13 protein-coding genes are annotated in these 12,201 nt (G+C 71.0%); 7 read left to right on the top strand and 6 right to left on the bottom strand.

Annotation, left to right across the window (positions count from 1 at the left end; all coding sequences use genetic code 11):
* Nucleotides 1-23 precede the first annotated feature (23 nt).
* Together ACFC79_RS29415 and ACFC79_RS29410 are read left to right on the top strand one after the other, a co-directional pair.
* Entirely contained in the window at nt 24-272 is a 249-nt protein-coding gene (locus ACFC79_RS29415; RefSeq protein WP_376246191.1) for a hypothetical protein, read from the top strand.
* A complete protein-coding gene (locus ACFC79_RS29410; protein WP_376246188.1) occupies nt 269-511 on the top strand; it encodes a hypothetical protein in 243 nt (80 codons plus the stop codon). Before ACFC79_RS29415 ends, ACFC79_RS29410 begins: the two co-directional genes overlap by 4 nt.
* A 144-nt stretch (nt 512-655) precedes the next feature.
* Here the strand turns inward: ACFC79_RS29410 and ACFC79_RS29405 are convergent, their stop codons facing one another.
* Entirely contained in the window at nt 656-1,444 is a 789-nt protein-coding gene (locus tag ACFC79_RS29405) for a hypothetical protein (RefSeq protein WP_376246186.1), read from the bottom strand.
* 183 nt (nt 1,445-1,627) lie between these two features.
* On the opposite strand from ACFC79_RS29405, the gene ACFC79_RS29400 reads away from it, so the two are divergent.
* Nucleotides 1,628-2,641: a phosphotransferase family protein gene (locus tag ACFC79_RS29400; protein ID WP_376246183.1), complete on the top strand. Its 1,014-nt coding sequence runs from the start codon at nt 1,628-1,630 to the stop codon at nt 2,639-2,641.
* Between the two features lie 144 nt (nt 2,642-2,785).
* Here ACFC79_RS29400 and ACFC79_RS29395 read toward each other — a convergent pair whose 3' ends face one another.
* Together ACFC79_RS29395 and mshA are read right to left on the bottom strand one after the other, a co-directional pair.
* The gene (locus ACFC79_RS29395; protein ID WP_376246322.1) at nt 2,786-3,259 is read right to left on the bottom strand and encodes a YbjN domain-containing protein; all 474 of its coding nucleotides are present in this window, start codon (nt 3,257-3,259) and stop codon (nt 2,786-2,788) included.
* 160 nt (nt 3,260-3,419) lie between these two features.
* Entirely contained in the window at nt 3,420-4,760 is a 1,341-nt protein-coding gene (gene mshA, locus ACFC79_RS29390; protein ID WP_376246181.1) for a D-inositol-3-phosphate glycosyltransferase, read from the bottom strand.
* A 191-nt stretch (nt 4,761-4,951) separates the two neighbouring features.
* Between mshA and ACFC79_RS29385 the strand changes: the two genes are divergently transcribed.
* The 3 genes from ACFC79_RS29385 to ACFC79_RS29375 all read left to right on the top strand — a co-directional run bounded on the left by ACFC79_RS29385 (nt 4,952) and on the right by ACFC79_RS29375 (nt 9,311).
* Nucleotides 4,952-5,743 carry a class I SAM-dependent methyltransferase gene (locus tag ACFC79_RS29385; protein ID WP_376246178.1) on the top strand — a complete coding sequence of 264 codons (792 nt, stop codon included), beginning with the start codon at nt 4,952-4,954 and terminating at the stop codon, nt 5,741-5,743.
* Between the two features lie 424 nt (nt 5,744-6,167).
* Nucleotides 6,168-7,316, top strand: coding sequence for an NlpC/P60 family protein (locus ACFC79_RS29380; protein ID WP_376246175.1), 1,149 nt, complete (start codon nt 6,168-6,170; stop codon nt 7,314-7,316).
* A gap of 597 nt (nt 7,317-7,913) precedes the next feature.
* Nucleotides 7,914-9,311: a PP2C family protein-serine/threonine phosphatase gene (locus ACFC79_RS29375; RefSeq protein WP_376246172.1), complete on the top strand. Its 1,398-nt coding sequence runs from the start codon at nt 7,914-7,916 to the stop codon at nt 9,309-9,311.
* Here the strand turns inward: ACFC79_RS29375 and ACFC79_RS29370 are convergent.
* From ACFC79_RS29370 to ACFC79_RS29360, 3 genes are all read right to left on the bottom strand, one after another.
* Nucleotides 9,293-9,628 carry a DUF2516 family protein gene (locus ACFC79_RS29370; protein ID WP_376246170.1) on the bottom strand — a complete coding sequence of 112 codons (336 nt, stop codon included), beginning with the start codon at nt 9,626-9,628 and terminating at the stop codon, nt 9,293-9,295. The genes ACFC79_RS29375 and ACFC79_RS29370 overlap by 19 nt on opposite strands.
* A gap of 146 nt (nt 9,629-9,774) precedes the next feature.
* A complete protein-coding gene (locus ACFC79_RS29365; RefSeq protein ID WP_376246167.1) occupies nt 9,775-10,530 on the bottom strand; it encodes a hypothetical protein in 756 nt (251 codons plus the stop codon).
* Between the two features lie 27 nt (nt 10,531-10,557).
* Nucleotides 10,558-11,070: a helix-turn-helix domain-containing protein gene (locus ACFC79_RS29360; RefSeq protein ID WP_376246164.1), complete on the bottom strand. Its 513-nt coding sequence runs from the start codon at nt 11,068-11,070 to the stop codon at nt 10,558-10,560.
* A gap of 221 nt (nt 11,071-11,291) precedes the next feature.
* Between ACFC79_RS29360 and ACFC79_RS29355 the strand changes: the two genes are divergently transcribed.
* A complete protein-coding gene (locus tag ACFC79_RS29355; RefSeq protein WP_376246161.1) occupies nt 11,292-11,810 on the top strand; it encodes an NUDIX hydrolase in 519 nt (172 codons plus the stop codon).
* Nucleotides 11,811-12,201: the final 391 nt, after the last annotated feature.

Genomic DNA, 12,201 nt, shown 5'->3' with positions numbered 1-12,201 from the left:
CAAGGAGAGCGGGGAGAGCAATCATGGGCGAAACCCTGAAGACCTTCGTCGGCGGCGCCGAAGTCGACGTGCCCAACAGCATTCCGGCCATCCGGGCCGCGCTGCCCGAGGAGAGACGCGAGGAGTTCGACCGCGCCATCAACGATGCCGGGGTGGGTGAGATCCAGGCGGTCATGCGGCACTGGATGCTGGAGGCCGTGCCCGACCCGGAAGCCGAGAAGATCCTCGACCGACTGGCCCAGGACGAGGCCGAGAGGCGGACCGTCGCTTGAGTTTCCGCATCTCCTACGCCCCGCCCGCCGACGACACCCTGGCCAAGATGCGCGAAAGCGAGGTCTTCCGGGACGAGATGGCCCGCACCCTGGGCCTGGACCCGTACGGGCACGGGTCCACGGCCGTCAAGAGCGAGCGCGACCGCCGGGAGGCGACGGTCGCCGGGGCGATCGTGCTCTATTACGTGTCCGGGTCGGTCCTGATCGTGACGGTGGTGAGGCTCGTCCCGCTGCCCTGACGCCGCTGCCCTGACGGGGGCGGGGCCGCTCGCGGCCCCGCACTCCGCACTCCGCACTCCCCCGGACCGTCCCCCGCGCCCGCACTCCCCCGGACCGGAGACGGGCGGGCCACGGGCAGCGGGCGACAGGCAGCGGGCTACCGGCTACGCCAGCTTGGCGGCCTGGGCCTCGACCACCGCGGTCGGCAGCTCGAAGTCGCCGCCGACGCCCGCCGCGGCCAGGTTCATCGCGGAGAACGAGGCGAAAGAGGCACCCTGACGCATCGCCACGAGCTTGACCTGGAGCTTGTCCTTGCCCTCGCCCAGCTCCACCGTCCAGGCGGCCGCGTCCTCGCCGGCCTCGACCTGCGCCTCGGTGATCTTGCCGACCTTCTGCTTCTCGCCGGCCGCCGTGAAGGTGAACCCGCCCGCGCACTCGGTGCCCGCGGTCCGCAGGGCGGTGACCGACTCCTCCGCGCCCTTGCCGTCGTACGTGCCGAGCGCGAGCTGCGTCGTCGTGATGTCGAACGCCGCCTTGAACGCCTTCTCGGTGTCCGCGCTGTCCTTGAGGCTGTCCTTCTTGGGCTCGCTGACGACCGTCCGCCGGGTGAACGCCGCAGGGTCACCGACCTCGGCCCCCATCAGCGCGTTCGCGAACGGGGCACAGACCTCCTTCTCGGCCTTGATGTCCTTCTTCGCGATGATGTCCTTGGCCGCGGCCTTGGCGATCTTGTGGCCCTTGACGTCTCCCTGTGCCAGAGCGGCCTTCTCCAGCTCGTCCGCGGTCAGCGCCTTGGCAGCCGGCTTCGCGGCGGCGGACTCCTTGCCCTTGGCATCCGCCCCCTTGTCACCGGAACCCGAACCGGAATCCGAGCCGCCGCAGGCGGTGGCGAGCAGCGCCACGCATGCCGCGGTGGCGGCAAGGGCAGTGCGGCGTATGGCGATGGAGCGCATGGTCCGTATCCGTATCTCTGAGCCGGGGTTGGGAATTCGGCTCACTTTAGAAGCGAAATTTGGTTCGCTGATCAACAAGGAGGAGCGTGCGGTGCGATCGTGATGGTGCCGTGATCATCCCGTGAACGCTCCTGCCGGCACCCCGATCCGCTGAAGTCATGACACGGAGGGACAAACCCACCCATGCGAGGAGAGGACATCACCTCGGCCGTGCTCCGGTCGGTCGGCCTGACCGAGAACCGGATCGTCGCGTGCGAGCGGCTCACCGGAGGCACGTTCAACACCGTCACCCGGGTCGTTCTCACCGACGGCGACGAATGGGTGGTAAAGGTCCCGCCACCCGCTGTCGCCGGGACGCTGATGAGCCACGAGCACGATCTGCTGGTCAACGAGGCAACGTTCTACGCCCATGCGGACGTCGCGGCGCCCGTGCCCCGTGTGCTCCACGCCGAATTCGCCCCGGACGCGCCGACCGGGCCGTACGTGATCATGTCGGCGTGCCCCGGGCGGCCGTGGCACGAGCTCGCCGCCGATCCCGCGATGCCGGCCGCCGAGACGCGTCGGCTCCGACGCGACCTGGGCCGGATCGTCGCCCGTGTCCACGACGTCACGGGGCCCGGCGGGTTCGGCTGTCCGGGCCTGGCGCTGGGGCCGTTGGCGCCGACCTGGCGGCAGGCGTTCACCGCGATGACCGACGCCGTCCTCGCCGACGCGGACACCTACCGCGCCCGTCTGCCGCGCCCGACGGCCGGAATCCGCGCGCTGTTCGCCGCCGCCTCGCCCGTCCTCGACGACGTCACCCGGCCCGCCCCGGTCCACTTCGACCTCTGGCAGGGCAACTTGCTCGTCGACGGGGAGTCCGACGCCCGTACCGTCGGCGGGATCGTCGACGGCGAGCGGATGTTCTGGGGCGACCCGGTGGCCGACTTCGTCTCGCTCGCCCTGTTCGCGAACGCGGAGGAGGACGACGACCTCCTCGCCGGGTATGCGGAGGGCGCCGGACGCGCACCTGAGTTCGACACGTCCATGCGCCTGCGGCTGGCGCTGTACCGCTGCTATCTCTACCTGATCACGCTGGTGGAGACCGTTCCCCGCCGCGCCCCGCGCGAGCAACGGGACTGGGCGTGGCGGGAGGTCGGCCCGCAGCTCGTCTCCGCCCTGGACGACGTGGAATCGGGGCTGCGGACGCGAGGCTGACGTCTCCGAGGTCCCGTCAGGGCCTCGGCCCGGTCTCGTCGGGGACTCGGTCCGGATCTCGTCAGGGACTCGGCCGGGCAGGCGGAACGGAACTCACCCAGCAGAGAAAACGAAGTTCACGGAACGAAGCGCGGGGAACGAAGCTCAGCGCTCGGGGCGCCGGGTCAGATGGGCGAAAGCATCCAGGTTCCGCGTGGACTCGCCGCGCGAGACCCGCCACGCGTACTCCTTGCGGATCGCGCTCGCGAAACCCAGCTCCAGCAAGGTGTTGAACGCGCCGTCGGCGGCCTCCAGGACCGTGCCGAGCAGCCGGTCCAGCTCCTGCGGCGTGACCACGGAGAGCGGCAGCTTGCCGACGAGATAGATGTCGCCGAGCCCGTCGATCGCGTATCCCACCCCGAAGAGGCGGAGGTTGCGCTCCAGCAGCCAGCGGTGGACCGCCGCCTCGTTCTCGTCCGGGTGGCGGATGACGAAGGCGTTGAGGGAGAGCGAGTGCTTGCCGACGCGCAGCGAGCAGGTGGTGGAGAGCTTGCGCGTGCCCGGCAGGGTGACGACGTAGTCGCCCGGTCCGGGGCTCTCCCATGCGAGCTCGGCGTCCTTGAGGCTCGCCTCGATGATCCGCGCGACCTGAGCGACCTGAGCGACCTGAGCGACCCGAGTGGCCTGAGCCGACGGTCCGGCCGTCGCCGTTCCGGCCGTTGCCGTTCCGGACGGAGCCGTTCCGGCCGGAGCCGTTCCGGACGGAGCAGTCTCGGACGGTGCCGCTTCGTCGGGTACGTCAGCCATGGTGCGAGCGTACGCGACGGCGGTGTTCGTGCATCGCGGCCGTGTAGACGTCGGCGGTCGCGGACGCAGCGGTGTCCCAGCCGAAGCCCTGCGCGTGCGCGGCAGCCGCCGCACCCATCCGGTCGACCAGTTCCGGCGCGTCCGCGAACCGGGCCAGTGCCTGCGCGTACGCCCGTGGCTCGTGCCCGGGGATCAGGAAGCCGCTCACCTCGTCCCGCACAGCGACTGGGAGTCCGCCCACGGCGGCCGCGACGACCGGGGTGCCCGCCGCCTGCGCCTCGATCGCGACCAGGCCGAAGGACTCACTGTGCGAGGGCATGACCAGCACCGACGCCGCCCGGAACCAGTCGGCGAGCTGGTCCTGGCCGACCGGTGGATGGAACCGTACGACGTCGGCGATGCCCAGGCGCGCCGCCAGCTTCTGCAGGCCCTCCGGCTTGGCGAGACCACTGCCGCTCGGACCGCCGACGATCGGTACGACCATGCGGGTGCGCAGTGAGGGTTCCTGGTCCAGCAGCACCGCGACGGCCCGCAGCAGCACGTCCGGGGCCTTCAGCGGCTGTATCCGTCCCGCGAAGAGCGGAATCAGCGCGTCCTGCGGAAGCCCGAGACGGGCCCGGGCGGCGGCACGCCCGTCGGCAGGGCGGAAGCGATCCAGGTTGACGCCGGGGTGGACGACGGCGACGGCCCCGGGGTCGGCCTCGTAGAAGCGGACCAGTTCGTCCGCCTCCTCCGCCGTGTTGGCGATCAGCCGGTCGGCCGCGTCGACGATCTGGGTCTCACCGATGACACGGGCGGCGGGTTCGGGGGTGTCGCCCTCCGCGAGCGCCGCGTTCTTGACCTTCGCCATGGTGTGCATGGCGTGGACGAGCGGGACGCCCCAGCGCTGGGCGGCGAGCCAGCCGACATGGCCGGAGAGCCAGTAGTGGGAGTGGACCAGGTCGTAGTAGCCGGGACGGTGACCGGCCCATGCCTGCATGACGCCGTGCGTGAACGCGCAGAGCTGGGCGGGCAGCTCCTCCTTGGCGAGCCCCTCGTACGGGCCCGCGTCGACGTGCCGGACCAGCACCCCGGGCGCCAGCTCGACCGCCGGGGGCAGCGCGCCGGTGGTGGACCGGGTGAAGATCTCGACCTCGATGTTGATCGCGGCGAGGCGCCTGGCCAGCTCCACGATGTAGACGTTCATACCGCCCGCGTCACCGGTGCCCGGCTGGTGCAGGGGCGAGGTGTGCACGGAGAGCATCGCGATGCGGCGGGGTTTGCGGTGGCCGCCGGGAAACCTGAGGCGCGGCGTGGCGAGACTGCTGCCGAGCCGGGAGACGTACTGACTCACGTCGTCCGGTCCTCCTCACTCAGGGCATGACGCCGGAGGGACCCGAGCCCCTTCCGGTCCGCTGAAACAGTGGAAGCCCTCCTTTCATTTCCGCTTTACCAAATCATTACGGTGTCCGCTGCGCACCGCGGCCGGGGTGGGGCCGAGACCGGCCGCCCCACGCCTCCGGCACGGTCGTTACGCTCGCTGTCATGCGCCCCATCGGCACCGCGACCCGCGGGACCACCAACCCGAACCGGCTCCGCCGCATGGACCGCTGGATCGCCGCCACCCATGGCCCCGCCCTGCGTCGCGCCGACGCCCCCATCGCCGTCGACCTCGGGTACGGGGCCGCCCCCTGGACCGCCGTGGAGCTCCTGCAGCGTCTGCGTACGGCCGAGCCGCGCACCGCGGTGGTCGGCGTCGAGATCGATCCGGAACGGGTCGCGGCGGCGCTGCCGTACGAGCGCGAGGGCCTGACCTTCGTGCACGGCGGCTTCGAGATCCCGCTCCCCCGCCGCCCCGACCTCATCAGGGCGGCGAACGTGCTGCGCCAGTACGACGAGGCCGAGGTGGCCGAGGTCTGGCAGCGGCTGTGCGCCCGGCTCGCACCGGACGGACTGCTGGTGGAGGGGACCTGCGACGAGATCGGGCGCCGGCACGTGTGGGTGGCACTCGGACCGGAGGGACCGCGCACGGTGACGTTCGCGACCCGGCTCGGCTCCCTGGACCGCCCCTCCGATCTCGCGGAACGTCTGCCCAAGGCGCTGATCCACCACAATGTGCCGGGTGAACCGGTCCACGCCTTCCTGCGCGACTTCGACCGGGCGTGGGCCTCGGCCGCCCCGTACGCCGCGCTCGGTGCCCGGCAGCGCTGGATCACGGCGGTACGGGCGCTGTCGGCCGACTGGCCGTTGACGGACGGGGTACGGCGGTGGCGCCAGGGCGAGGTCACGGTGACCTGGGACGCCCTCCGGCCCGGCCGTCGGTCCGACGACCGCTGAACAGTCCCGGCACAGACGCCGAACGGTCCCGGCACGGCTGCCGAACGGCACAGACAAGGAACGGTCCGGGCACGGCTGCCGAACGGCACAGACACTGAACGGTCCGGGCACAGACACTGAACAGTCCCGGCACGGGCGCTGAACAGTCCCGGCGGACCCGGCCTCGAAGGAGCGGGCGGGAACGGGCACGGGGTGCCGTTCGTCCAGATGATGGGGCCGACGGCCCGTAGCACGGGTGGGCTTCCGGGGGCGCGGGAGGGGGATTCCGGAGCGCTCGGGGGCGCTGCCCGGGGTGCCGCTCGTTCCGTGTGTCCGTCGGAACAGCGGGTGTGAGCCTCTGTTGCTTTTCGGTACGGCATGGCACGATCGCGCCATCGATGAATAGTTACTGACGGTAAATCAGGTTCGTTCGGAGGGGGATCTCGTGAACCGACGTCACTGTGCCGCAGCCGCGATCACTCTGGTCTGCGCGCTGACCGTGCTCACCGCGCCGGTCCAGGCCTTCGCGGCCCCTTCGCCACCACACCCCTCCGTCTCGCAGCCCGCCTCCGGCTCCGCTTCCGACTCCGGGTCGAAGTCGTCGGAGTCGTCGGAGTCGTCGGAGTCGTCGAAGGCACGGAAGTCGTCCGACGCACCGGCGAAGAGCCTCGAAGAGGTGCGCGAGGAGATCGACGACCTGTACCAGAAGGCGGGGGCGGCCACCGACGCGTACAACCTCGCCGCGGAGAGGGCCAAGAAGCAGTCGAACGAGATCGTCAGGCTGGCCCGCGCCATCGTCGAGGGCCGGGCGAAAATCGCCGAGCTGAAGATCCGGGCGGGCGCCCAGGCCCGCGAGCAGTACCGCAGCGGCGGGCTGCCGCCCGGCGCGCAGCTGATGCTCAGTGACGACCCCCAGCTCTTCCTGGACGGGGTGAGCCGGGTCCGGGAGGGCCAGCAGGCCGCCAAGGGCGTCCTCGGCGAGCTGACCAGGACCCAGCAGGACCTGGAGACGTACACCCAGGACGCGAGCACCAACTGGGAGAAGCTGGAAGCCAACCGGCTGAAGCAGGCCAAGGCCAAGAAGAAGATCAACGCCCAGATCGCGGCGGCGAAGAAGCTGGAGTCCCAGCTGAAGAAGGAGGAGCTCGCCCGGCTCCTCAAGCTGGAGCAGGAAGCCGCGTACCAGCGCCAGACGGCCTGGCTCAGCTCCGGCGCGCTCAAGGACATCCACCGCGAGGCGAGCGCGAGCGGGAAGAAGGCGGTGGCCTTCGCCACCGCACAGATCGGCAAGCCCTACGTCTGGGGGGCCGAGGGACCGAGCTCGTACGACTGCTCGGGGCTGACGTCGCAGGCATGGGCAGCGGCCGACCGGCCGATCCCGCGCACCTCGCAGGAACAGTGGCGGCTGCTGCCGCGCATCGCCATCAAGGACATGCGCCCCGGCGACCTGATCATCTACCACAGCGACGCCAGCCATGTGGGCATGTACGTCGGTGACGGCGCCATCATCCACTCACCGCGCCCCGGCCGGAGCGTCACGCTGGCGGGCGCGGGCTCGATGCAGATCCTCGGCGTGGTCCGTCCGGACAAGTGACGGCCGCGGCGGCGGTGCGTCACGGGGCCCGGACCCCGTGATCTGTGCCCCGTGGTCCGGGCTTCGTGGTCCGTGGGCCGCGGTCCGTGATCCGTGGTTCGAGGACCGGGGTGGGCCGTGCCGTACGGACACGCCCCACCTGCCGGGCGACGGACTCCGGGCGTCGGGCTCCTGGCACCGGACTCCGGGAACCGGGCTCACGCCCTCCGCCCCTGCGGCTCCCACTCCCCGCTCCGGCGGGCTCACCCCTCCCTCTCTCCCGCCGCTCCGACGGCGCGCGTCCACCGTTCTCGCCCACTCCGTCCCAGCCCCCTCACGCACCGCGCATCCCGCGCTGCCCGGGCCCGGACGAACACGGCTCGCGCCGCCACGAGCGGCCACGTGACCTTTGTCATGCCAGGACGCGCGTCCCCCGCTCCTGCCCCATGTGTGGCGCCGGATCCGTGACGGGACACGGCTTATGGCACCGGTACATGACAGGCACTGACACGGTGCGCCATTCCGTTCCCCGGCCGCGGCCCGCTATCGTCCCCGTCTGGCAGGCGTCGATCGTCGTCCCGCCGCGCCCTCGGGGGGAGGGAAGGAACCCGAACACCGATGCCCGTACCCGCGCCGCAGTCACACCCTCTCCACGCTGCGGAGAACTCCCACGGCACCGACCTCACCCTCCTGGTGATCGAGGACGACCCCGCGGGTGCCTTCACCGTCCCCGAACTCCGGGCCGCGGCCGGAACCCGGGTACGCATCCGGAACGCCCGCAATCTCACCGAGGCGGGCCGGCTCCTCACGGACGACGTGGACTGCGTCCTGCTGGACCTGGCCCTGGCGGCCGGGGGCGAGGCACGCCCGGCCCGGACCGGCGGCACCCGGGAGGCCGACGGAGCCGGCGCGGCCCGGGAGATCGATGCTCTCGCCCCGCTCCGGCACATGCTGCGGATCGCCCCGCGCCACGCGGTCCTCGTCCTCACGTCGGAGGACGACACCGAACTGGCCGCCGAGGCAGTACGGGTCGGCGCCCAGGACTACCTCTTCCGCGGCGAACTCGACGGACAGCTGCTCAGCCGCGCCATCCGTTACGCCGTCGCACGCAAGCGGGCCGACCTCGCCCAGGACCAGCTCACCGAATCCCGGCTGCGTGCCCAGGAGAACGCCCGCCTCGAACGCGGGCTGCTCCCCACCCCGCTGCTCGAAGGCTCCGACCTGGGCTTCGCCGCCCGCTACCGCCCCGGCCGCAGCCGTGCGCTGCTGGGCGGGGACTTCTACGACACGGTCCGCACCCCCGACGGAACCGTTCACGCGATGATCGGCGACGTCTGCGGGCACGGTCCCGACGAGGCCGCACTCGGTGTCGAGCTGCGCATCGCCTGGCGAGCGTTGACCCTGGCCGGGCTCTGCGGCGACGCGTTGCTCTGCACGCTCCAGCAGGTCCTGGAACACGAGCGGGAGAGCGAGGAGATCTTCGCGACGCTCTGCACCGTCGACATCGCCCCCGACGGACGCCGCGCCGGGCTCTGCCTCGCCGGCCATCCGGCCCCGTTGATCGCCCGGCACGGGCGGGCCGCGCAGCTCCTCCCGTACGAGGACGGCGGTCCGGCGCTGGGGCTGCTGCCGCGCGCCCGGTGGCCGCGCCGCCAAGTGGACCTCGGCGGTTCCTGGAGTCTGATGATGTACACGGACGGGCTGATCGAGGGACGTGTCGGGGACGGTACCCGGCGGCTCGGCCAGGACGGCATGGTCGCGATGATCAACCGGCAGCTGGCAGAGGGGCTCACCGGGGAGGACCTCCTGGAGGCCGCGGTCGCTTACGTGCGGGAGCTCAACGGCGGCGAGCTGACCGATGACGTCGCGGTCCTGCTGCTCGACAACGACCGGAAGCGGGTCCGCCGCCGGGGCCCGGAAGGCGAACGGGGCCGGAGCGCACCGCGCCCCCGCCCCGAATCGGCCCCGCCCGTGTACCCGGCCAACGCCGCGTACGGTCAACGCCCGCCGTTGTAGGGCCCGTACGGCCCGTCACTGCTGGAGCCACCACGTCGGCCGCCGCCGCCCGAGACCGCCCTGAGCGCGGGCCGTACGTCCACCAGGAACACGATGGACGCCACCAGGCCGGCGAGTTGGAGGAACAGCATCGGCACGAAGAGATTCACCGCGACGGCAATACCGAGGATGATGAGCCAGAAGGACTTCTGCTGCTTGTCCGCGGCCCGGTAGGCGTCCTCCCGGGCCATGGCGGCCATCACCAGCGCGGCCACGGCCAGGACGAGCATGGCCAGGTACAGCAGCCAGATGAGTGTGCTGAATCCTGAGAGCAACATGGTGTGCACCGCCTAAGGAATGGATGAGCGCCTCTTGGCCAAGGTACCGGGGCACGGGGCGGTCACCACGAGGACGCCCGCCCCGTGCCCGGTACACACAGCGGCGCCGCAGTCCGCCGCGGGCGGCACTGCGGCGCCGGAGGGTGCTACTGGGCGGCCGGCGGGGTGGTCTTCTTCGCGGCGGGCTTGCGCACCGGAACCTTCCTGGCGGGCCCGGCCGGGGTCCCGCTCGCCGACCCGGCAGGCTTCGCAGCGGGTTTCGCGGCGGGCGCGGCCTTGGACTGCCCAGCCGTCTTGCTCTGCCCAGCCGTCTTGCTCTGCCCCGCAGCCTTGGCCTGCCCCGCAGCCTTGGCCTGACCTGCGGCCTTGGCCTGCCCCGGCCCGGCGGCCGGTGCGGTCCGCGCGGTGCCCGTCGGCCGGCTCTCCTTGCCCGTCGGCCTCGACTCCTTGCGCGGCTCGACGACCACGGCGATCTCGACGATCTCCTCCGCCGTCTCGCCCCGCCAGTTCTTCACGGTCCGCTCACCGCGCTCGGCGACCTTCTCGTACGTCTCCCGGGCCCGCACCGCGTACTCCGCGGCCACGCCCAGACTGCGCAGCGCCAGATCCTGGGCGTTCTCGCCCAGCTTGCGCAAGTCGCTGTCGAACGAACCGATCACCTCGGTGACCTTGGCCTGCACGGTGGCCTGCGCCTCCTTGGCCTGCGCGGTCACCTTCTCCTGCACGGCCTTGGGGTCGGCGTTGCGCACCGCCTCGATGCGCTCGGGCGCCTCGGCGCGCAGCTGCTCGATCAGCGCCGGGACCTTGCGGGCCTGCTCGACGGCGAGATCGGCAGTACCGGCGGCGAAGTAGAGGGGGGTCGGGTCGGTGAGGGTCTTGCGCAGGTCATCGGTGATGGCCATGACTGTGGTCCTCCCGGATCATCGGGCTCAGTGTGAGGGTTTTGAAGGCTTTGACGTCGAATCCGGGCCGTCGACGTCTCCGTCGTCGGCCGCACGCGGGCCGTCGTCGCCGGGGCGGCCGTCCGCACCGGTCCCCGGTCCGGGCCCGCCGCCGGTCTCCGATCCGGCTCCCGCGCCGGATTCCGGTCCGGACTCGAACCCGTTCTCCTTGCGGAAGGAGTCGTAGATCTGCAGCAGCACACTCTTCTGCCGCTCGTTTATGGACGGGTCGGCGAGAATCACCGCCCGCGTCTCCGACTCCTCGCGCTCCCGCTCGTCCAGAATCCCGGCCCGCACGTAAAGGGTCTCGGCGGAGATCCGCAGCGCCTTCGCGACCTGCTGAAGGACCTCGGCGCTCGGCTTGCGCAGCCCGCGCTCGATCTGGCTGAGGTAGGGATTGGACACCCCGGCGGCATCGGCGAGCTGCCGCAGCGACAGCTGCGCGTTGCGCCGCTGCTCGCGCAGGTACTCACCAAGATTGCCGACGTTGAGTGATGCCATATCCCGATGGTGCACCCGTCTTGCTAACTTTTGCAAGCGACCGCTTGCAAAAGTGCGCCACACCACTCACCCGGCCCAGTGCGACTGAGCGCGATAGGTGTCGTATTTGCACGACAACTGCCGTCGTCCGCGTCCGGCCTCCTGGTGCAGGCGCTTTGGGGCCGGCCTCCGCGAGTCGCCGAGAAACGACGTTGTCGGTGGGCTCTGCCAGGGTGTGCGACGTGGATGAAGACGTGGATGAAGACGTGGATGAATTGGTGGAGCGTGTCGACGGTCGAGATCGCGTGCTGGGGGTGGTCAGCCGTCGAGAGGCCATACGGGAGGGTTGGCTGCACCGGGTCGCCGTAACGGTGTGTCGTGATGAGCGTGGGCGGATCCTCATCCACCGGCGGTCGGAGCAGGTATCGCGCTTCCCCGGGCTCCATGAGGTCGAGGTCGGTGGCGCCGCAAATGTCGGCGAGTCCTATGAACAGGCCGCCGCACGGGAGTTGGCCGAAGAGCTGGGCATTCGTGCGCTGCCGCGCCTGCTGTTCACGTTCATCAACTGCAGCGGCTTGAGCCCCCACTGGCTCGGCGTGCACGAAGCCGTGGTGCCGGACGCCGTGGTCCCCGATCCCGATGAGGTCGCCTGGCATGGCTGGCTGACAGAGCCAGAACTGCGGTCGGCTCTGCTGGAGTGGCGCTTCACTCCCGACAGCCACGAAGCCTTCAGCCGGTATCTCGCGTTCCGGACCGTGTAGTTCGGTAATGCCCGTCGGCAGAGGCGAGTCGCACCCGATGACGACGATCACGACGATGACGACGGCAACGGGGACCGCGGTCCCCGCGGGGAGGGGCGGGGGCGAGTTCTCGTGTTCCCGATCCGCTCTCGATTTCGGCCATTCCACCGGCCCTCTCGATCGCGTCATCGCCCGCCCGACGAAAGAGGAATCTCCGTGCGCAGCACGCGCATTCGCGAAGAATTCGCAGTGAACACCCACATCGTCGTCGAGCTGTTTCACGGTACGTACGGAAAGAAAGGAGGAGCGAAGACGTAATTCCCGTACGCGCCACAGGGAATTCCTATGGCGCCCCTGGTGCAGCCACGAAGGGCAACACCGGGGCATCACGAGGACGCTGTTGACCTTCACC

This window comes from Streptomyces sp. NPDC056061 (assembly GCF_042266885.1).
In the GTDB taxonomy this organism is placed as follows: Bacteria; Actinomycetota; Actinomycetes; order Streptomycetales; family Streptomycetaceae; genus Streptomyces.
Note: the sequence above shows the minus strand (reverse complement) of the source record. Positions and strands in the feature narration are given on the sequence as shown.